Source organism: bacterium, from assembly GCA_021372515.1.
GTDB lineage: Bacteria > Gemmatimonadota > Glassbacteria > GWA2-58-10 > GWA2-58-10 > JAJFUG01.
Genome location: JAJFUG010000091.1, coordinates 1 through 21,062, shown reverse-complemented (window position 1 = coordinate 21,062; position 21,062 = coordinate 1). Strand labels below are relative to the sequence as shown.

Annotated in this window: 18 protein-coding genes; 17 read left to right on the top strand and 1 reads right to left on the bottom strand. The window is 64.0% G+C overall.

Annotation, left to right across the window (positions count from 1 at the left end):
• The first annotated feature begins 201 nt into the window (after positions 1–201).
• The 9 genes from LLH00_09120 to LLH00_09080 all read left to right on the top strand — a co-directional run bounded on the left by LLH00_09120 (position 202) and on the right by LLH00_09080 (position 11,397).
• Positions 202–864, top strand: a complete 663-nt coding sequence (locus tag LLH00_09120) for a DUF2490 domain-containing protein (GenBank protein MCE5271433.1) — start codon at positions 202–204, stop codon at positions 862–864.
• 548 nt (positions 865–1,412) lie between these two features.
• Positions 1,413–2,282, top strand: a complete 870-nt coding sequence (locus LLH00_09115) for a protein-glutamate O-methyltransferase (GenBank protein MCE5271432.1) — start codon at positions 1,413–1,415, stop codon at positions 2,280–2,282.
• On the top strand, positions 2,282–2,797 hold the full coding sequence (locus tag LLH00_09110; protein ID MCE5271431.1) for a chemotaxis protein CheD: 516 nt from the start codon (positions 2,282–2,284) through the stop codon (positions 2,795–2,797). The genes LLH00_09115 and LLH00_09110 overlap by 1 nt, the downstream gene beginning before the upstream one ends.
• The gene (locus LLH00_09105) at positions 2,794–3,648 is read left to right on the top strand and encodes an HDOD domain-containing protein (protein ID MCE5271430.1); all 855 of its coding nucleotides are present in this window, start codon (positions 2,794–2,796) and stop codon (positions 3,646–3,648) included. Before LLH00_09110 ends, LLH00_09105 begins: the two co-directional genes overlap by 4 nt.
• Positions 3,649–3,693: 45 nt before the next feature.
• Positions 3,694–4,722: a chemotaxis response regulator protein-glutamate methylesterase gene (locus LLH00_09100; GenBank protein MCE5271429.1), complete on the top strand. Its 1,029-nt coding sequence runs from the start codon at positions 3,694–3,696 to the stop codon at positions 4,720–4,722.
• Between the two features lie 286 nt (positions 4,723–5,008).
• On the top strand, positions 5,009–7,168 hold the full coding sequence (locus LLH00_09095; protein MCE5271428.1) for a beta-N-acetylhexosaminidase: 2,160 nt from the start codon (positions 5,009–5,011) through the stop codon (positions 7,166–7,168).
• Entirely contained in the window at positions 7,165–8,466 is a 1,302-nt protein-coding gene (locus tag LLH00_09090; GenBank protein ID MCE5271427.1) for an amidohydrolase, read from the top strand. The genes LLH00_09095 and LLH00_09090 overlap by 4 nt, the downstream gene beginning before the upstream one ends.
• Before the next feature lie 274 nt (positions 8,467–8,740).
• Positions 8,741–8,923: a hypothetical protein gene (locus tag LLH00_09085; GenBank protein ID MCE5271426.1), complete on the top strand. Its 183-nt coding sequence runs from the start codon at positions 8,741–8,743 to the stop codon at positions 8,921–8,923.
• Positions 8,924–9,003: 80 nt separating this feature from the next.
• Entirely contained in the window at positions 9,004–11,397 is a 2,394-nt protein-coding gene (locus LLH00_09080; GenBank protein ID MCE5271425.1) for a glycosyltransferase family 39 protein, read from the top strand.
• A 54-nt stretch (positions 11,398–11,451) separates the two neighbouring features.
• On the opposite strand, the gene LLH00_09075 is transcribed toward LLH00_09080, so the two are convergent.
• Positions 11,452–12,222, bottom strand: a complete 771-nt coding sequence (locus tag LLH00_09075; protein ID MCE5271424.1) for a hypothetical protein — start codon at positions 12,220–12,222, stop codon at positions 11,452–11,454.
• 492 nt (positions 12,223–12,714) lie between these two features.
• Here LLH00_09075 and LLH00_09070 point away from each other — a divergent pair, with 492 nt between their 5' ends.
• The 8 genes from LLH00_09070 (at position 12,715) to LLH00_09035 (ending at position 20,842) form a co-directional block, all read left to right on the top strand.
• The gene (locus tag LLH00_09070) at positions 12,715–13,044 is read left to right on the top strand and encodes a divalent-cation tolerance protein CutA (GenBank protein MCE5271423.1); all 330 of its coding nucleotides are present in this window, start codon (positions 12,715–12,717) and stop codon (positions 13,042–13,044) included.
• A 43-nt stretch (positions 13,045–13,087) separates the two neighbouring features.
• The gene (gene purD, locus LLH00_09065; GenBank protein MCE5271422.1) at positions 13,088–14,374 is read left to right on the top strand and encodes a phosphoribosylamine--glycine ligase; all 1,287 of its coding nucleotides are present in this window, start codon (positions 13,088–13,090) and stop codon (positions 14,372–14,374) included.
• A 16-nt stretch (positions 14,375–14,390) separates the two neighbouring features.
• On the top strand, positions 14,391–14,669 hold the full coding sequence (locus tag LLH00_09060; protein MCE5271421.1) for a hypothetical protein: 279 nt from the start codon (positions 14,391–14,393) through the stop codon (positions 14,667–14,669).
• A 91-nt stretch (positions 14,670–14,760) separates the two neighbouring features.
• Positions 14,761–16,200 carry a galactokinase gene (gene galK / locus LLH00_09055; GenBank protein ID MCE5271420.1) on the top strand — a complete coding sequence of 480 codons (1,440 nt, stop codon included), beginning with the start codon at positions 14,761–14,763 and terminating at the stop codon, positions 16,198–16,200.
• 90 nt (positions 16,201–16,290) lie between these two features.
• Positions 16,291–17,016, top strand: coding sequence for a GNAT family N-acetyltransferase (locus LLH00_09050; GenBank protein ID MCE5271419.1), 726 nt, complete (start codon positions 16,291–16,293; stop codon positions 17,014–17,016).
• A gap of 94 nt (positions 17,017–17,110) precedes the next feature.
• Positions 17,111–18,862 carry a DUF6259 domain-containing protein gene (locus tag LLH00_09045; protein ID MCE5271418.1) on the top strand — a complete coding sequence of 584 codons (1,752 nt, stop codon included), beginning with the start codon at positions 17,111–17,113 and terminating at the stop codon, positions 18,860–18,862.
• Positions 18,863–19,170: 308 nt separating this feature from the next.
• Positions 19,171–19,875: an ABC transporter ATP-binding protein gene (locus LLH00_09040; GenBank protein MCE5271417.1), complete on the top strand. Its 705-nt coding sequence runs from the start codon at positions 19,171–19,173 to the stop codon at positions 19,873–19,875.
• Between the two features lie 28 nt (positions 19,876–19,903).
• Complete coding sequence (locus tag LLH00_09035) at positions 19,904–20,842, top strand: SufD family Fe-S cluster assembly protein (protein MCE5271416.1); 939 nt, start codon at positions 19,904–19,906, stop codon at positions 20,840–20,842.
• Positions 20,843–21,062 lie beyond the last annotated feature (220 nt).

Sequence of the window (21,062 nt, the reverse complement as noted above, 5' to 3'; positions counted from 1 at the left end):
TGTGTCAGGATAATTAATTACAGTTTGTTTAATCAGATAGACCGCCGCGAGCTTGTGGCACATAATGTGATGATCAACGGATAGAACTGTCGATGCCCCGCAGGCGAGGCCGTTGCCGCGCGGCGGGTGCATCCCGTGGCTATGGCGCCGGGAGGGGCCAGCGCCGGCATACTGAACATACCGTTTCGAAAGGTCCGACCGATGAGGAGTATAGTACCGAGGCTCGTTCTGTCGGCTGTGGTCTGTATCTGGTGCAATGCCGCGGCCGCGGACAACACCGACTGGGGACAGTGGGGCGAATACGGGATCAAAGCCAAGCTGAGCCCCGGTCTGTCGTTCAGCACGCATGTGCAGTACAGGCTGCAGGACAACATGAGCGATCTGTATTTCATCCGCTGGGAGAGCGGGGTCGTGCTCAAGGCCGCGAAGTACCTCGACCTGGCGGCTTTCTACCGTCTGAACCCCCAGGAGAAGAACGGCGAGTGGGACAACCAGCACTACCTGCTGCTCGACCAGATTCTCAAGTCACCGGCCCTGGGGCCCTGGTCCCTGGATTTCCGCAGCCGCGTGCATATCCGGCTGGGCGATCTGGGCCGCGGTTTCTGGCGCCCGCGTTTCCAGGTGAGCCACAAGATCGGCAAGACAGCGGGCTGGTTCGCCTACAACGAGTTCTGGATACAGACCACCGCGCTCCAGGGACGGGACCGCTACAACACGAACTGGCTGTCCACCGGGTTCAAGTTCAAGCTCCCGGCCGGCTTCGAGTTCAGCCCGTACTACCTGTTGCGCAACGACAAGATCAAGGGCTCCGCTGACTGGACCACCCAGCATATCCTGGGGACTTCACTTTATTACAGCTTCTGAGCCCCTCGCGCGTTCGCGTCAAGACATCCGGCCCGATGAGGTCCGCAGCGAGGCGGACAGTCACGGCGGAAAGCAGTCCGAAAAGATCCTCCCCCTGGAGGAAAAGGATTTCCTCGATTTCTGATCATCGGGCCGGAAAAGGGCCGCCTTTCGGGGCGGTCCTTTTTTTCGATCCCGCGCCTGTCTCCGGGGGAATTCAGCGCGCCTTGTGTGCAATAAACCTGCCGTCCGGTTGACCGCCGGACCCCGGGAAGGTAAAATATAAGAGCACTCCACAAAATGGCGAAAATCCCGAGGTGTTCGATTTCAAGCACAGTGTTCGTAATCGGGCAAACGGGGAGAACCCCCGGCTCCGGGGCTTAACCGCTTAACTCGCTGATTATCATCGGGCTGCGTTCAAAGCTCGCGCAAGACGAAAATTGGCACGTTTAATGATATACGACATGCGGGAACGATGCGGTTGAGCGCCGCGTCAGGTCCGGGCAGCCCGGCTGCCGCCGGACGGACGCTCAGGGAAACGGATGCCACGCCCCGGCAGGGAGAAAAGAATGGATGAGATGGAAAACCTTGCGGACCAGATTAGCCAGGTGGGCGAAGGCGGCAACATGGACCACAAAACCTTCGACGCCTTTCGCACCCTGGTCTACAAAAAGAGCGGAATCAACCTCGGAGAGCACAAGCAGGCCCTGGTCTGCGCCAGGGTGGGCAAGCGCATGCGGATGCTGGGTATCCACGAATACAAGGACTACCTCCAGTACGTCTCGGATGACGACAGCGGCGAGGAGCTGGTCAAGCTGCTGGATGTGATCTCGACCAATGTGACCCACTTTTTCCGCGAGCCCAAGCATTTTGAGGTGCTCGAATCGATCCTGAAGCAGTGGCAGGCCGCCGGGCAGCGTAAGTACCGCATCTGGTGCGCGGCCAGCTCCACCGGCGAGGAGCCCTACACTATCGCCATGACCGTAAAGGAAGCGCTGGGCGAGGGTGGCGGGCTGGATGTCAAGATCCTGGCCACCGACATCTCCACCCGCGTCCTGGATGTGGCCCGCCAGGGCATGTACGAGGACCGCAAGCTGGACAAGGTGCCAGAGGCATTCCTGCGCAAGTATTTCCAGAAAGGTCTGGGACGGGCCGAGGGCTATTACCTGGTCAAGAAACCCCTGCGTGACATGCTCTCGTTCGGCCGGCTGAACCTGTCGATCCAGCCGTTCCCGATCCATGGCCCGCTGGATATTATTTTCTGCCGCAATGTGATGATCTATTTCGACAACCACGTGCGCGGCAAAGTGCTGGACAACATGTACCGTCTTCTGCGGCCGGGCGGCTACCTGATGGTCGGGCATGCCGAAAGCCTGACCGGCCTGGTGAGCAGCTTCAAGAATATGATGCCCTCAGTCTACGTGAAAGGCGCTCCCTGATGGTGCTGACCGGTCAGGAGAGAGAGCTCGGGCTGCGGAGCGTGGTGGTCGATATTTCGGGCTTCGCGGTGACCCGGGATCCCTCCGAGGTGCTGATTACATACTCGCTCGGTTCATGCCTGGGTTTTACCCTTTTCGATCCGGTGGCCGGCGTGGCGGGAATGGTGCACTGCATGCTGCCGTTCTCCAAGATCGACCAGGACAAGGCGCTCGAAAAGCCCGGAATGTTCGTGGACACCGGAGTGCCCACGCTGCTGGAGGCGGCTTTCCGCCTGGGGGCCGAGAAGAAGCGCCTGGTGCTTAAAGCCGCCGGCTGCGGCGCGCCCTTGGATGACAAGGGCCTTTTCCGCATCGGCGAGCGCAATTACATGGTCCTGAAGAAGCTGCTCTGGAAGAACGACCTGCTCCTCAGCGCCGAGGACGTGGGCGGTAAAACATCGCGCACCGTGAAAGTCTACGCCTCCAACGGCGACGTGATTATCCGTTCGGGAGGAAAGGAGACGCCTCTTATATGATGCGGGAAGCGATCATGAACGGGGTGCGCTCCATCGCGCCCCTGCCGGTCGTGGCGGCGCGCCTGGCGGTGCTGATGCGCGACCGCGACGTGGAGATCGGCAAACTGGTCGAGCTGGTGCAGTACGATCCGGGGCTGACCGCCCGGGTGATCGCTCTGGCCAACTCGGCGAGCTTCGGGGCCGGACGGCAGATTGCGACGCTCAAGGAGGCCCTGGTGCGGGTTGGGATGGACGAGCTTTACCGTCTGGTGTTCATCTCCTCGCTCGGTCCGGTGATGCGCCGTCCGGTGGAGGGCTACGATCTGGCCATCGGCCAGCTCTGGCGCCATTGTGTCGCCACCGCCCTGGCCGCCGAGGCCATCGAGGATTTCCACGGTAAGGTCGCCGGCAGCGGGGTGGCTTTCACCGCCGGCCTGCTGCACGATGTGGGCAAGCTGGTGATGGACTCGCTGAGCGACGAGTATTTCATGCAGATCGAGATGAAGGCCGATCAGGACGAGAAGCCGTTCGATGAGGCCGAGCTGGAGATACTGGGGATCGACCACACGGAGGCCGGGGCGCTGGTCCTGGAACAGTGGGGTTTCCCCGAGGACATGGTCGATGTCGTGCGCTGGCACCACCAGCCTGAAATGGCCAAGATCAGTCCGCACCTGGCCAACGTGGTGCACGTGGCGGACATGGTGGCGATGATGATGGGCGTGGGTGTGGGCCGCGACGCCCTGGGCTATCGCGCCTCGGGCGACTCGCTTAACGCCACCGGCCTCAGCCGCCAGGATATCGAGATCGTGGCTTTCCGGATGCTGGGAAAGCTGGAGGAAATAGAGAAGAAGTTCACTCAGAATGGGCAATGAACCGGCAATGAACTGCGCTTGCGCGCGGCTTTGGATGGAGGCGGGATGACGACTAAGGTGCTGGTGGTGGATGATTCCGCAGTGGTGCGTCAGATTTTGAGCCAGGAACTGGCCCGCGACCCGGAGATCGAGATCGTGGGCACGGCCCCTGACCCCTACGTGGCACGGGACAAGATTGTCTACCTCCAGCCGGATGTTCTCACCTTGGACATCGAAATGCCGCGCATGGACGGGATCACTTTCCTGAAGAAACTGATGCGGCACTACCCGCTGCCGGTGATCGTGGTCTCCTCGCTGACCGCCCGGGGCGGCGACCTGGCGATGGAGGCCCTGGATGCCGGGGCGGTGGACGTGATGTGCAAGCCGGGGGCCAGCTACACTGTGGGTGACATGTCGGTCGAGCTGATCGACAAGATCAAGGCCGCCGCGCACGTGGATATCAAGCGCCGGGCCAGGCTCATAGCCGAGGCTCCGCCCCGCGCCGAGGCCCCCAGCGCCATGACCCGCACCACCAACAAGGTGGTGGCGATCGGCTCCTCCACCGGCGGGACCCAGGCCCTGCAGGCCATCCTGACCCGCATGCCGCCCAACGCTCCCGGCATAGTCATAGTCCAGCACATGCCGGAGCATTTCACCCGCTCCTTCGCCGACCGTCTGAACGAGCTGTGCGCGATCGAGGTCAAGGAGGCCGAGGACAACGATTCGGTTGTGCCGGGCAAGGCCCTGATCGCCCCGGGCAACAAGCACATGCTGCTGCGCCGGTCGGGGGCGCGCTATTACGTGCAGGTCAAGGATGGCCCCCTGGTCTGCCGTCACCGGCCCTCGGTCGAGGTGCTGTTCGGCTCGGTGGCCAAGACCGCCGGCCGCAACGCCGTGGGCGTGATGCTCACCGGCATGGGCGGCGACGGGAGCAAGGCCATGCTCGAGATGAAAGAGTCCGGCTCGGTCAACGTGGCCCAGAACGAGGAAACCTGCGTCGTGTTCGGCATGCCCAAGGAGGCGATCAAGCTGGGCGCGGTCGACTACATCGAGCCGCTGGACAAGATCACCGAACGGGTGCTGGCCCTGGCCTGACCCATCTTGCACCCCCCCGGAGCGGGCGCGGAGCCGGCGGAGAAATTCCGCCCAAGTGCTTTCGCGCCTTCCCGGGGGGATTTTTGTTTCCGGGCCGCTTTTGCGTTTCAATCCCGACATTCTGGCTGCCGGTAGGATTTTAAAGCGCCTTTCCCCTTGTAAATCCTCTCTTTTTTATTAGGATTGGGGAAAGCTATCCCACTTCTTTACAGTTCGCATGTTTCCGTCCCCACTGGGCGGCCCGCCGCTGAGGGCCGCTCTATCCTTCAATGCAAGGAGCAACTCGATGCGCAGCCGCTTGTCCCTTCTTGTCGTGATTGTCGCCGTTTTTGTCGCGGCCGGCCAGTGCGCGGCGCAGTCGCCGCTGTGGCGCGAGGGCGTGAGCCTGATCCCCTACCCGCACGGGCTGCGCCTGGGGGGTGAGCCGTTCGTGATCGACTGCCCGCTGGCGATAGTGCTCGATTCCGACGCCTCGGCCGCGGACCGGTTCGCCGCCGCTGACCTGGCCGAGCGCCTTCAGGCCGACTGGGGCATCCAGGCCGCGCTGGGCGGCGACGCCCCAAAGAAAATCGTCCTCAGCCGCAAGGGCGCCCCGACCGACCTGGGCGAGCAGGGCTACAGCCTGAACGTCGGCCCGGAGGGTGTGAAAGCGGCCGCCACGGGCGAGGCGGGCCTGTTCTACGCCACCCGCAGCATCCTGCGCCTTGTCACCACGGACAAGGGCGATCTGCGTATCCCGGGCCTCAGTGTCAGCGACAAGCCCGACATCCCCTACCGCGCCGCGCACTACGACACCAAGCACCATCAGGACAAGGCCGAGTACGTGCGCTCTTTCATCCGCGAGCTGGCCGACTACAAGTTCAATGTCCTTATCTGGGAGTGGGAGGATAAGTTCGCCTATCCCAGCCACCCGGAGATCGGTGCGCCGGGGGCGTTCACCCTGGCCGAGATGCAGGAGTTCACGCGCTACGCCCGCCAGTACCATATCCAGATCGTGCCGCTGGTGCAGGGGCTGGGCCATGTGAGTTTCATCCTCAAGTGGCCGCAGTTCGCCCACCTGCGCGAGATACCGGCCTCGAACTGGGAGTTCTGCCCGCTCAAGGACGGCTCCTACGAGCTGCTGTTCGACCTCTGGAAAGACGCCATGGCGGCCACGCCCGGCAGCGAGTTCCTGCATATCGGCACGGATGAGACCTACGAGCTGGGCCAGGGGGTGGATTGCGGCTGCGCGGCCAGGGCGGCCCAGATCGGGCGGCGCGGGCTGATGCTGATGTTTGTCGACCGCTGCGCCAAGTTTGTCCTCAGCCAGGGACGGCGTCCCATTTCCTGGGGCGGCGAGTATATCCCGGGGGACAAGCAGCAGCCGGCCAAGGGCCTCGTCACGGCGGAGTTCTCGGATGACCCGGATATCGCGCGGGCCAGCCGGGAGGCCGGTTTCCCGGCCTGGGTCTACGACCCCAACCCCGGCATCGAGCACCTGTTCCTGCCCTATGTCTACACGCTGCGGGATGATGGGCGGCGCACGGACGGCTGCCTGCTGCGCTCCTACCACACCGATGCCTCGGCCGCCCGCACCGGCCTGTTCGAGGGCATGGTCAACACCTCGTGGGACGACTCCGGCCTGCACAACCTGGTCTGGATGATGAGCTGGGCCAACAGCGCCGAGTATTCCTGGAACGGCTCCGCGCCCGGTGTCGAGGAGTTCACCGACCGCTTCTTTGTCAACCGCTACGGGCCCCGGGCGCATGATCTGCGCGAGCTGTGGGGCATCCTGAACGACGCCGCCTACTACTACATGGACACGTTCGAGCGCAAGGTCTGGCACTGGGGCGAGATCGGCCAGACCACCCTGCCCGACCTTCCCCGCGGCGACGCGGTCGAGTACGACCCGTTCTGGAACACCCGCTACGGCGAGATGGTGCGGCGTTCGCAGGGCATGCTGGCGCCGCTCACGCGCGCCCGCCTGATCTGCCGTCTGAATCGTGAGGCCGGGGCGCGCAACGCCTACGATTTCGAGGTCTTCGAGAGTATCGTTGACCTGACCGAGCACACGGCCAACACCTATCTGGCCCTGTCGCGACTGGAGAGAACGATCACCGCGGCGCACGAGGCCCGCTTCGTCAGCCACGCCACGGTGCTGGCCAAGCTGGCCCAGGCCGCCGACCTTGTCCAGGCCAACCTGGATGAGCGGAAAAAGGTCTACGACAGCCTGGTGGCCACCTGGGAGAAAACCCGTCTGCCCAAGGGCCTTTCCACCCCGGAGAAAAAATTCTTCTGGCAGCAGGACCGGGCGCGGCATTTCGCGTTCCGCCGCCCGGACATGACCTACCTGATCTGCGACGAGCAGGACCTGGGGCTGGAAAAGTACCTGGCCGCGCTCAAGGACTACACTGCCTGGTACCGCAGCAATTTCGCCGCCGAGATCAAGCCCGGGGCCGTCAAATGAACGGTACGGATTACCGACATCGGATCGAGGCCGCGGTGGAGGCGATCCGGCTGATCGACACCCACGAGCACCTGGTGAGCGAGAGCCTCTGGCTGCAGCAGAAAGTGGATTTCTTCTACTGGTTCCAGCAGCCCTGGTTTTCGCAGTACGCCGGGGACGACCTGGTGGCCGCGGGGATGAGCGATGCCGATTTCGCCGCCCTGGGCGACACCTCGCTGCCCGATGAGCGGCGCTGGGAGCTTCTCGCCCCCTGGTGGCCGCTCGTGCGCCTGACCGCGTTCAGCCGGGTTCTGCGCCTGGCCGCGCGGGATATTTACGATGTTCCCGAGATAAATGCGACTACTTGGCGCACCCTGAACGAAAGGATGCGTAAGGCACAGAAGCCAGGGTTCTACAGCCGGGTGCTGCACGAGCGGGCCGGGATCGACCTGGCGATTCTCGACCGCATAGTCCTGACCGATGAGGCGGTGGAACGCGAGCTGCCTCCCCGCACGGTGCGGGTGCAGCGTTTCGATGAGACTTTTATCGCGTTCGACCGGGCCACTGTGGAGCGCTACGCGGCCAGGCACGGCCGGACTGTGCGTTGCCTGGATGACTGGCTGGCCCTGCTGGACCTCGAATTCGACGAGATTCAGTCGCGTGGTTGCTTCGTGGGCCTCAAGAACGCCCAGGCCTATGACCGTCCCCTCTCCTTCAATGCGGTGCCCAAGGAGCGGGCCGGGCGGGTGTTCGACACCCTGCTGGCCGCCGGGGCGCTGCGCTTCGAGGATCGCAAGCCGCTGGAGGATTTCATGTTCCATGAAATCGCCGCGCGCGCGGGCAAGCTCGGCCTGCCGGTGCAGATCCACACCGGACTGCAGGCCGGGCCGGGCTACGAGCTGAACAGCAGCCACCCGCTGCTGCTGTTGCCGCTCATCAAGGCGCACCCGGAGACGCGGTTCGTACTGTTCCACGGCTCTTTCCCGTTCATGGGCGAGTTGGGCGTGCTGGCCAGGAACCACCGCAACGTGTTCATCGACATGTGCTGGATGCCGGCGATCTCGCCGTTTGAGTCGCGGAGGTGGCTGGCCTGCTGGCTGGAGACAGTGCCGGTCAACAAGATCATGGCTTTCGGCGGAGACTACCTGTTCCCGGAGGGGTCCTACGCCCACAGCCGGCTGGCCCGGGCCGTGGTGTCCGGGGCGCTGGGGGATATGCTGGAGGCCGGTGCCCTGGGCCTGGAGGAGGCGCTCTGGGCCGCGCACCGTCTGCTGCGGGACAATGCCATTGAGTGTTTCAACCTTCAGCGGTTTTTGTGAGGCTTTTCCTGACCGCTCGCACCGGGGCCGCCGCAAGGCGGCCTTTTTTTTGTCCGGGCGCTTTTCCTCGCCGGACTGGATAACAATAACTCTTTTATTATCAAACATAACAAACTTAATGCATTAAATTACAATGACATGTCGAAACATGCTAAATTATGTTGACATACCTGGGCTGCGTTTTTAATGTATATCTGTTTTTGCGTGCGAATGATCAGCAATCGTGCTATTATTGGCAGGTAATCTGACCGCAGGTTTCCCGGAGGCCGCTGGTATGAAAGTCGAAAACCGGCGCATAGACGACCGTATCGCCGAGTTGGAGAAACACTACACTGAATTGCAGGAACAGCAAGTCCATTTCAAGGAAAATTTTTTCGCTTTCGCGGACAGTGTGCAGGAGAGGATGACAGAGCTGAGACTTCTTCTGCAGGAAATAAGGAAAAGAATAAACGCTTGAGTTCTCAAATCGAGAGCCGGGTCTGCGGTGGTCCGCGCGGATCGAGTCTGTGAGTGGAGAGGCTTCAGGGCGAAGCGCGGATGAAAAGATATATTCTGGGTCTACTCGATTCAACCTGGGTCAAATATCTGGCTGCGGCCGTAAGCCTGGCTTTGGGCCTGGGGTTCATTTTCGGTTGGAGCCCTCTGCCTTTCGGCCCCGAGGGTTTCGATGGGTATTCCGGCCTGGCCCGCCGGATCGCCTCGAACCAGGACTACAACACCTTCCGCCGTATCTGGGGTTACCCGGGTTTTTTGGCGCTGTGCCTGCATCTTTTCGGCGACAGTCCTTTCCCTCCGCTTGTCCTTCAGTCTGTGCTCAACGCCGCGATTCCGGTGCTGCTGTACAACATGGTACGGGACTGTCTGGGAAAGCGGGCGGCCGGCCTGAGCGCTCTGCTCACGGGTGTGCTGTCGTTCAACACCCTGTACGCGTCGACGGCTTGCAGTGACAGTCTGACCACGGTCTGCCTGGTCGGCGCATTGTATCTGATTCAGCGGGGACGGAGCCGTGGCGGCTGGCTGCCGTTTTTACCGGCCGGCGTGCTGCTGGGCCTGGCCGCGCAGCTTCGGCCGAATTTCATCCTCTTGCCGCTGTTCAGCCTGGGCTGGTTCCTGCTTGTTCCCGGCAGGACTCGCCGCGGTCTGCTCCGGCTCGGTCTGGCCGCCGGCATGGCCGTGCTGGTATGCCTGCCTTGGGTCGTCAGGAATTACAGATTGACCGGCATGACCATCCCCACCACCACTCTGGGCGGCGAGCAATTGTGGTTCGGGGCTTTGCAGACCGGGCCCTACCGGCGGAACTGGGTCTACAACCCGGCGACCTTTTTCCAGGGCAGCTCTTTTCCGTACACCTCCCGGAATGACATCCCTTCAGAAATAGAAGTGAGGTTCAATCCGCCGCGGTCCGATTCTTCGGTCCGGCCGGTTCTGGAATACTGGACCGACCGGGACACGCTCAGAAGGAGAATTGAGGCGGGTGTGCTGACAGACAGCGCGGCTATTTTCCGGGTGACGGCCCCGGAAATACCGTCGGTCATGTACTACCGCGTGGACATGTGCACCGCGGGAGCCGTGGGGGACAGTCTCCTGCAGCGGTACGATTACGGGGAAGGGATTCCTTACCTCCATTTTTTCGAGCGTGCCATTCTCGAGGACCCCGACCGTCACGGCGATTTGCTGGACATTTTCGACATTGTCGCCCTGACCCGTCATCTCTGCTTCGGGGCCGAACTGGACACTCTCCGGCATCCACTTGACCTGAACGGAGACAGGAGGCTGGACGAGGCCGACCTGTCCACGGCGGTGTCTCTGCTGGCCTCGAGTGCCCGGTCTTCGGAGTACAACACGGTCCTGCCAGCCGGGCTGCTCTCGGTGGGTGTCGGTGAAGGGCAGGCGGTCCTGACCCTGGCGGACAGCTCGCGGCTTATGATCCCGTCCCGGTTCCGGGGGCAAATCACCGAGTTGCAGGCCGGGGCGGACCTGGCGGTCGCAGTCCTGAACGGCGCCCTGCCCATGCCTTATGCCCGGCACTGGGTGCGCAGGCTGCAGAGCGATTCCACGGTCCACCGTCTGGCGGCGCTGGCCGGAGCGCACCCTCGGCAGGCTGCCTCCGGCGCGGGGAAAGGCAGGGAGACCGTCAAGCCGCTGAACTTCGTGCTCGCGCCGGCCCTGCCCCTGGAAAATGCCCGCCGGCTGAGGGTCGCGGCAGAGGGTGATGTGGACCGGATCTGGCTGGTAAGATACTACCAGGATTATTCGAAGGTGGTCTGCTGGACCGAATTCGAGCCGGAGGAAGCTCCGGGGGAATTCGGGCTTTTTCTGCCGAAATATATGTATTCCTCCCCCGTGTACCTGCTGGCGCAGAGGGGTGACTCGACGCTGGCTTTCCCGCCCGCGGGCCAGGCAAGGGAGTGCTCGTTCTCCTGGATATCGTGGGGCGCGAGCGAGGTCTCGATCCGTTTCAACGGGGTTTATTCGCGGGTGGAGATCGAGCGGGAAAAGCGCTACCGGACTCTGGCCCTGGATTATATCCGGCGGCATCCGCTGGACTATTCCCTGGCCTGCCTGGTCCGTCCCTTCCGGGCGCATCTGGTCGTGGGCAGCGATGATGTGTTCACGGCCAGGCAGTTCGAGCACAGCCGGCAGATTTACCTTGCCGGCGGAATCCTCTCGGCCGCCATCCTGCTGCTGGCGCTCGCCGGGATAGTGATCGGCCTGCGTTCCAGGCTGGAAGTCGGGCTGTTTCTGCTGCCCGTGGTCTATCTGTCCCTGAGCCTGGCGCCTTTCCTGGTCACGGGACGGTACACGCTCCAGGATCAGCCGTTCCTGTTCGTGTTCGTGAGCCTGGCCCTGCTCCGGCTGTTCCGGATGGATTCCGCCGTCGTCACGCCCGGGGCTCCGGTGGCTGACCGCAAAAGCGGATCGGGCTCGTAAGGCTGCGGCGGGGACAGGACAAACCTGCCCCCGCGCGCTGGATGATTCAGGCTGCTATTTGTTCCCTCCGCCCGGCAGGCTGTCCAGGTCGGTCGGAGTGAGAGTCACCTTGAAATCGGTGAAATAGTAGTAGTTGATCCCCTCGTAGCCGCTGTCCGTGCCCGCGGCGAGCCAGAGCACCGCGCTGCCGTCGGTCTTGACCGCGAAATCCTCCAGCTTCAGGGTCTTGTACTCCCAGGTTTCCCCGGAGCAGTCCCCGCTGTCGTTGCCCACGTGGCCGATCACCTCCATGTCGGTCCCGCCGGTGGTCTGCTGGCCTTTCTGCACGTTCAGCTCGTAGAAACCGTCCTTGAGCACGGGTTTGGGCTCGGTCACCATGGCCCCGGCTTTCATGGTCTGGGCCTCGCCCGGAGCGCCGCCCGCGCCCATGCAGCCGCTGGCCTCGGGGGTGGCGATCTGTATTTCCAGCGAGACCTTGTAGACCACGTTGGCCTTGAGACCGTCCGCTGACGACAGCTTTTTCTTCACGAACATGAACAGGTCATCCGGCTGGTTGCGGCCGGAGAGGTAAAGGCCGTACTTGGTAGAATCCAGGCCGGACGGGAGCTTGCGGCGCTCGAACTGCAACTCCAAGTTGGCTTCCGAGGCTTTGGGGTAATCGGTGAAAGCCCCGCTGAAACCCTCGTTCGAGCTCTGGAACGAGTAGTCGAAGCTCAGGGGCGAGCCGCCGTCCGGGGCGGAGGGGTTGTCGTCATCCGAGCACCCGGCCAGGGCCAGGAGCAGGATCGCGAAAGTCGCGGCAGTGGTTTTGATGGCGTTGTGCATGCTTTCCCTTCCTCTTGTTCATATGCTTCGGTTCGCACCGGTCCGCGGAGTCCCGCGGCGGCTGAACAGCCGGCAGGCACGGACGGATGTTTGTATTGTTGCACCTGGATCGCGGCGGGAGCTGCGCTGCAAGAGGGGGCCTTCACACGCAGTCCTGGCGGTAAAGAGCTGGCGTGGCACGCGGCGCCGGATTTGTTCAGAGGGGGTGAGGTCTGTCGAGGGGAGTGGGTCGGGGTCGGTTGTGGGGCCTGGTTCCTCCGTTGCATCCAGGGTTGGGCGTTAATCTCCGCAAGGGGCGGAAAGTTCGTTCTCTTGAACTATACCCTCCGGTGGGGCAGGTTGTTCCCCCCGTAGTGTGTCCACCCGGCCGCTGAGACTTGCCACCGGGGCACTTGCAATAATCCCGGGATGTTATTAGGTTGTTTTTTTATGGACTTGGCCGACCCGATCTGCATGCCGGGCAAAGGGATAACCCCCTGTCTCGAGGAAGCGATGGAAACCGGGTTCATCACGGTCCTGGTCACTGCCGGCAACGCCGAAGCCGCCGCGCAACTGGCCCGCGCCCTGGTTGAGGAGAGGCTCGCCGCCTGCGGCAACGTGATCCCCAACCTGCGCTCTATCTACCGTTGGCGCGGCGCGGTGCACGATGAGGGCGAGGCGCTGCTGATCCTGAAAACCCGCGCCTCGCTGTTCGAGAAGCTGCGCGCGCGGGTGGTGGAGCTGCACAGCTACGAGGTCCCGGAGGTGGTGGCGCTCGAGATCCAGGCCGGCCATGGGCCGTTCCTGGACTGGCTCGCCGACTCCACCGGCCCGGAACAATGAGAGTCAATCCGCTGGAAAATCCAAGACTACAGGAACGTAAAGCATGAAAATTCTCGTGGTGGGCAACGGCGGGCGCGAACACGCCCTGCTCTGGCGTCTGGTCCGGGATTGCCCCTCCGGGCAGTTCCTGGTCACCCGCGGAACTCCGGGGATGAAATCCCTGGCGCGCAGCGCGGATGTTGAGCCGACCAATATCCAGGCGATCTGTGACCTGGCCGCGGCCGAGAAGGTGGACCTGGTGGTGGTGGGGCCGGAAGTGCCCCTGGCCCGCGGTCTGGCCGACCGTCTGAGCGCCGCCGGGGTCCCGGTGTTCGGCCCCAGCGCCGCCGCGGCGAGGATCGAGACCAGCAAGGTGTTCGCCAAGGACCTGATGCGGGAGGTCGGCGTGCCCACCGCCGGGTACCGCACTTTCTCCGATTTCGGCCCGGCGCTGGAGTACGCCCGCCGCTTTGACGGTCGCTGCGTGGTCAAGGCGGATGGCCTGGCCGCGGGCAAGGGCGCGGTTGTCTGCCGCAGCCTGGAGCAGGCCGAGCAGGCCCTGCAGAGTATCCTGCTCAAGCGCGAGTTCGGCGCGGCGGGAGACCGGGTGGTGATCGAGGAGCTGATGCAGGGCGAGGAGCTTTCGGTGCTGGCCCTGGTGGACGGCGAGCGGGTGGCGGTCTTGAGCCCCAGCCAGGACCACAAGGCCGTGGGTGAGGGCGACACCGGACCCAACACCGGCGGCATGGGTTCCTACTCGCCGGTGGGCGTGGCCACGCCCGAGCTGCTGGCCCGGGTGGAGAGCAACATCCTTTTGCCGGTGGTCCGGGCCCTGGCCGAGCGGGGGGCGCCCTACCGCGGCTGCCTCTACGCCGGGCTGATGCTCACCGCGGAGGGGCCCAAGGTGGTGGAATTCAACTGCCGCTTCGGCGACCCGGAGACCCAGGTGGTGCTGCCCCTGCTGGAGGGCGACCTGGTCGAGCTGCTGGCAGCCTCGGCCACGGGCAGCCTGGCGGGTCTGCGCTGCGGGGCTCGTCCCGGCGCCGCGGTCTGCGTGGTGCTGGCCTCGGGCGGCTACCCCGGCGGCTACGAGCGGGGCAAGGAGATAACATTCGGGCCGGCGGCCGCGGACTGCGAGGATTTGATCGTGTTCCACGCCGGCACGGCCGGGCAGGAGGGCCGGACAGTCACCGCCGGCGGACGCGTGCTGGGAGTGACCGGACTGGGCCAGGATGTCAGCGCCGCGGCGGAGCGGGCCTACCGCGCCGTGGCGGACATCGCTTTCGACGGCCTCTACTGCCGGCGCGACATCGCCTGGCGCGAGATCCGCCGTCACGAGAACCGTAACTGACCCACGGAGGAGCGTAATGCAGACCCCGGTGGCAAAAATATTGCAGTCAAACCTGGAGATCGGCTGGGGACAGCTGGGCTCGGTCAACCCGCTGGAGGGCGCGGGCGCTCAGGTGACTTTGCACGATGTCCATCTGCTGGCCGAGATCGCTTTCGAGCCGGGCGGCCCGTTCCGCGTGGTCCTGGGCGAGGACCGCTACGACAACTGCCGGCCGGTCAACTACCGCAACTTGCGCCCCGGCTGCGATTACGACCGGGTGATCCTGGAGAGCGCCACCCGGCCCAGGCTGGGCTGAGAGCCCGGCAATTTGTGCTGGACCGGGATTGAGAAGCGGCGTGGAAATTCCGCGCCTTTGCCTTTAACCAGAGAGAGGTGGGGTAACGGGCATGCTGGAGATATCGAAACTGCTGGCTGGGCTGAAGAGCGGTGCACCGGAAATTAAAGCGGCCCTGGATGGCGTATACAACACGGATGCCGCGCCGCGGGTGATCCGCCTGATCGAGCATTTCACCGCCCGCTTCCCGAAGCATAAAGAGGTCAGCGTGCTGCGCGCGCCGGGGCGGGTGAACCTGATCGGCGAGCACACGGACTACAACGGCCTGCCGGTGCTGCCCATGGCCATCGACAACGACATGCTGGTGGCCCTGGCTCCCCGACACGACCGCCGGATTAACGCGGTCAACCCGGATTTCCCGGACCGCAGCTTCGAGATCGAGGATCAAATCCCGCACTACGACACCGGGGACTGGGGCAACTACATCAAAGCCGGGGTGCAGGGGATCGTGGATGAGCTGGGCGGAGTGGACGGCTTGCAGGGGTTCGACGCCTGTTTCTACGGCACGGTGCCGGTGGGCGGCGGGCTGTCCTCCAGCAGCACGGTGGTGGTGGCCGCGGCCATGGCTGTCCTTCGCTCCACCGGAATGCAACTGGAGCCACAGCGCCTGGCCGAGCGCATGGCCCGCGCCGAATGGTACGTGGGCACCCAGGGCGGCGGGATGGACCACGCGGTCTGTATCCTGAACGAGAAGGGCAAGGCCCTGAAAATCGATTTCTTCCCCCTGCGCGTGACCCCGGTCTCCATCCCGCAGGGTTTCGCCATCGTGGTGGCCAACTCGATGGTCAAGGCCTCCAAGACCGCCGAGACCCGCATGCAGTACAACATGCGGCCGGCCATGTGCCGGGTCGCCGCGGCCATGCTGAGCCGGCGCCTGGGTCTGGAAAAAATGGAGCTTCTGGGCGATATTTATTTCGGGATCGGACGCGAGCGCATGCTGGCCGCCCTGGACGAGACGTTCACCCGGCCGAGCTACACCCGGGCCGAGCTGGCCGCCTGCCTGGGCCTTGAGCTGGACGAGCTGAACCGCCTGTTCCTCACCACCAAGGGCGGCGAGTTGCTGCCCGACCCGCCCGAGGGTTTCCGGATCGGCCAGCGGGCGCGCCACGTGGTCACCGAGACCGTGCGGGTGGAGGAGTCGAGCGCGGCGGTGGAGCAGGGCGACGGCCTGCGGTTCGGCGAGCTGATGACCCAGAGCCATGTCAGTTGCCGCGATGACTACGAGATCAGCCACCCGGCCCTGGACGACCTGGTCGCCATCGGGCTCGAAAGCGGCAGCGCCGGCAGCCGTCTGACCGGAGCCGGGTTCGGCGGCTGCACCGTGCACCTGGTCCCTGAGGCCAGGCTGGAGACGGTGCTGGAGGCTTTCCGCACCCGCTATTACGGCCAGGCGCTGAACAACTATCCCGAGGCGCTCAAGCGCTTCCGGGAGCGGCCCGACAGCGCGCTCCTCACCCTGCGTCCTGCGGGCGGAGCGCGGGTTTTGTTCTGAGGGAGGATATACAGTCGCGGCACGGGAGCCGACTTGTGGTCGCCCTGAGGCCGAGGCCACCGGACTCGCAACTTTGTTCGAGGAGGGTGCATGGACCACGTTCTGAATGCCCTGGGCCAGCCCGTGGGCCGGCCTCTGCCCGGCTGGACCGCACCGCCGCGGCCGCCCCGCGGGCCGCTGGCAGGACGGTTCTGCCGCCTGGAGCCGCTGGAGCCGGAAAAGCACGGCCCGGAACTGTTCCAGGCCAACAGCCTCGATACGGTCGGACGCCTCTGGACCTACCTTCCCTACGGCCCCTTCGACAGCCTGGAGGCCTACCTGGGCTGGATGCGGGCGGGGTGCCTGGGTGAGGACCCTCTCTTTTTCGCCATAATCGAAAATACGGGCGGCAAGGCCCTCGGCGTGGCCAGCTACCTGCGGATCAGCCCGCCGGACGGGGTGATCGAGGTGGGGCATATCAATTTTTCGCCGCCCCTGCAGCGCACCCCGGCGGCCAGCGAGGCGCTCTACCTTCTGTTCGAGCTGGTGTTCCGCCTGGGCTACCGCCGTCTGGAATGGAAATGCGACGCCCTGAACACTCCCTCGCGCGCGGCGGCCGAACGGCTGGGGTTCCGCTTCGAGGGCGTGTTCCGTCAGGCCGTGATCTACCGGGGACGGAACCGAGACACGGCCTGGTACTCGATCATAGACAGCGAGTGGCCGCGCCTGGATTCGGCCTGGAAACGCTGGCTCAGCCCGTCGAATTTCGACTCCCGGGGCCGTCAGCGCGAGCGCCTTTCCGACCTGACCGCTGATTCACTGGAACGGAATGCCTGAAGCCTGTCCCGGCAAAAACTGAAACGAACAGACAACCGCCCGGCCCGGGGATTTTCAGGCCGGGCTTTTTCCCAACCCAGCCACCGGAGGACCGATGACCCGCAAGATCGCCGTTATATCATGTTTCCTTGCCTGTCTGGCCCTGACGGCCTGGAGCGGGCAGCTCAGCGCCGCCCCGCTGCGGGTCGAGGGCGAGCGTGTGCTGGTGGAGACCTCCACGTTGAGTGCGGTGCTGGAGCGCGGGGCGCTGGTGAACCTTACCCGCAAGGCGGACGGCGCGGTGCTGATCAGCGGGGGCAGGACCGCCGGGGCGCTCTGTCTGAACTACAGCGGGGATGAGGCCGTGCCCCTGGCTGGCGAGGCAAATGACCGGATCAAAATCCTGCAGCTCAACCCCAACCTGGTCCAGGTGCGTCTGGAGGGCTGGTTCGGCGATGGGGTGATCACGGTCAGCACGGACCCGGTGAGCGGCGACCTGCTGGTGGAACCCTCGGCCTACGCCTCGCGGCCCGGGCTCAAGTCGGTGCGCTGGACTTTCGGCGGGATCGCCCCGGGCCTGGAACTGATCGCCCCATTCTTCCAGGGCGCGCGTTTGGCCCTGGAGGACCCGCTGGCCGCGGGCAAGCGCTGGCGCTGGCCGTTTTCGTGGGAGGCGGGCTTGGCTATTCTGCAGGGTGACAAGGGCGGGTTCTGGGTCCATTGCCGTGACAACCGATTCCAGTACAAGGCGCTGTATGTGGGAGCCGGCGAGGACAAGCGCGGCCTGGGGTTCGAGACCGAGCTTAGCGGACCGCACACCGACAAGCTGGCCGCGGGAGGACTCACCTGGCGGATCAATGTCTACCAGGGCGGCTGGCAGGAGCCGGCCGCGCAGTACCGCGACTGGCTGAGCGGGGCCTACGACCTCGCCGCCCGCACCCGCCCGTCCTGGGTGGACAGCCTTAAGCTGGCCGTGAGCTGGGCCCCCAGCGACCCGGCCCTGCTGGATGAGCTGGCCAAGAGAGTCAAGCCGGAACGGGTGCTCCTTCATATCCCGGACTGGCGGCGGGACGGCTACGACGAGAACTACCCGGATTTTGTCCCCAGCGACCAGGGGAAGGCTTTCATCCAGAAGGCGCAGAGCCTGGGTTTCCACGCCATGCCGCACTGCAACTCGATCGACATGGACCCCTCCAACCCGGTCTACAACTACGTGCGCGACTTTGTCTACCGCGAGAACGACACCGGAAAAATCCAGGGCTGGTCCTGGGTGAACAACAAGGTCCGTCCGGTGCCGGAGTCGAACGCCGAGCGCATGCGTCACCGCAGCGACAAGACCATGGTGAAGATCCACCCGGGCCTGAGCATGTGGCGCTCGATCCTGGCCGAGCGGGTGCAGGGCGCGGCCAGCGCGCTGAGCCTGGAGACAGTGTTCCTGGACGTCACCCTCTGCATCTGGAATATCCGCAACGGCCTGGTGGAGGACTGCACTCCGGCCGAGGGCATGCGCCGTCTGGTAGCCCTGGTGAGCAGCCTGAACAACGGCCTGGTGGTGGGCGGCGAGGGGCGCAACGAGATCACTATGCAGGCTCAGGCCCTGAGCCAGGTGCACCTGTTCGAGAGCTTTCAGGTGAACTGCGAGGGCCTGGAGCGTTTGAAACCCGTGCCGCTGAATGAATTCCTGTTCGGCCGCTGGAGCCGTTCGTTCGGCTACTCGGGCCTTTCCGGGAAGGACGCGGACCAGGCTTACCGGATCAGGCTGCACCAGCAACTGGGGGCTATCCCCACCCTGACCGTGGAGGGGGCCGAGGAGATCACCTCGCCCAACCCCGCGGTGCGCGCGGTTCTGGAGGCGGCCGGCAAGTGATGGTGAAGCAATACCCGCGGGAATGAAAACCGTCGGACCAAGGCCCGGGGGAAAGCATCACGCCCTCCCCCGCCTTGCGCTACCTCGCGGCTTCCGCTGCGGGGTAGTTCGTTTTGGCGCTGTCAGTATCCTTGACGGAATGACAGATTGTTATCAGATTCACACAATAATATCTAACTATTATTTTTCATAAATGAGTGGCCGCGTCCGGCGCGGCGGAATTTTACTATTTGTAACAATTTTCTCAAACCGGTGTTTACTTATCCGGGGGGTTCGTTCAGGCAACAATAATGTTCGGTGAGGGGAGTATGCTCGAGCTGAGGGATTTGACCCTGCAGAACAAGGACAAGGTTATCTTCCAGAAAATCAATCTCACCGTGAACGAGCGGGAGATTTTCGGTATCCTGGGTCCGAACGGGGCGGGTAAAAGCAGTCTGGCCTACACTCTGATGGGTTGTGAGGGTTACAAGGTGACCAGCGGCCAGATCATTCTGGACGGTGAGGATATAACCGACTGGCCGGTCTGGCGGCGGGCGAAGAAGGGCCTGACTCTGGCCTGGCAGGAACCGGCGCGGTTCGAGGGGATTTCAGTGCCGGAGTACATTTCCCTGGGGATGAAAGAGAAAAGCCAGTCCGGGATCACCGAGGCCCTGGAAGGGGTGCTGCTGGACGCCCAGGTCTACCGCCGGCGCAAGGTGGACAAGACCCTCAGCGGAGGGGAGCGCAAGCGGATCGAGCTGGCCTCCATTTTCGCCATGCGCCCTCGCCTGGCAATCCTGGACGAGCCGGATTCGGGTATCGACATGCTGGCCCTGGAGCGGATCATGGATTTCGTGCGGGGGATGAAGGAGCAGGGCATCTCGGTGATCCTGATCACCCACTACGCCGATATCGCCAAGATCGCCACGCGGGCGGCCCTGATCGACGACGGCTACCTGGTCAAGGTGGGTCCCACGGCCGAGGTGGTCGACTACTACGAGAACCGCTGCTCCTGCTGTCCCCACTTCCGCTGAGCCGCCCTTTCGCGGGGGAGAAAATAAAATGAACAACGATTATGAGCTGATGGTCAAGACCTACGAGGACGCCGGCGGAGCGCCGGGCGCCCTGGCCGATTCCAAGATAGCCCACCTGGTGGTGCACAAGAACCAGGTCCTGGGCAGCCACCTGGTGGAGGGGCTGCACATGGAGGCCCGCCAGACAGAGGACGGCGTGGATATCGACCTGAGCGTGGACCCGGGAGTCAAGCTGGAAAAGCCGGTGCACCTGTGTTTCGGGGTGCTGCCCGCGGAGGGCCGCCAGCAGATAAAGATGAACGCCCTGATCCGCGAGGGCGCCTCGATAAATATCCTGGCCCACTGCGTGTTCCCCAACGCGGTCAAGGTGCAGCACCTGATGGACGGAGCGATAGTCCTGGAGGACAACGCCTCGTTCAATTACGATGAGCACCACTACCACGGCCTGACCGGCGGGATAGAGGTGGTGCCGCGGATCGACATCAAGGTGGGCAAGGGCGCGCACCTGAACCTCAGTTTCTCGCTGCTCAAGGGCCGGGTGGGCAAGCTGGACGTGGACTACTCGGCCGAGGTCGAGGAGAACGGCTCGGTGGAGATGATTACCAAGGCCTACGGCTACGGGACCGACCAGATCAAGGTCCGGGAGCGGAGCAAGCTGCTCGGGGCGGGCGCCAAGGGGCTTCTGCTCAGCCGGATCGCGGTGCGCGAGCAGGCCGAGAGCGAGGTGGTGAGTGAGCTGGAGGCCGCTGCCCCGGACTGCCGCGGCCACGTGGACTGTGTCGAGATCGTGCAGGACCAGGCCCGCGCCCGCGCCGTGCCCCTGGTCAACGTGCTGAACGAGCGGGCCCAGGTGACCCACGAGGCGGCGATAGGGCGAGTTAACCAGAAAGAGATCGAGACCCTGATGGCCCGCGGCCTGGACCAGGAGGAAGCGCTCAACACCATCATCGGTGGGATGCTGAAATAGGGGCCGGGGTTTTCACCTCTCGGCGCGGTTATGCAGACAACGTAGGGGAGGGTTTCAAACCCTCCCCTACATTTTTTTCGGCTCAATTCGAGGGTAATCGCCAGTAGGGGCGGCCCACCGTGGCCGCCCGCGTGGCACTTTACATCGACATCAGTTTCTGCACCAGGCGGTCTTTCCACACTTCCATCATCTGGTCGCTCTTGGCCCGCTCCCAGAAATC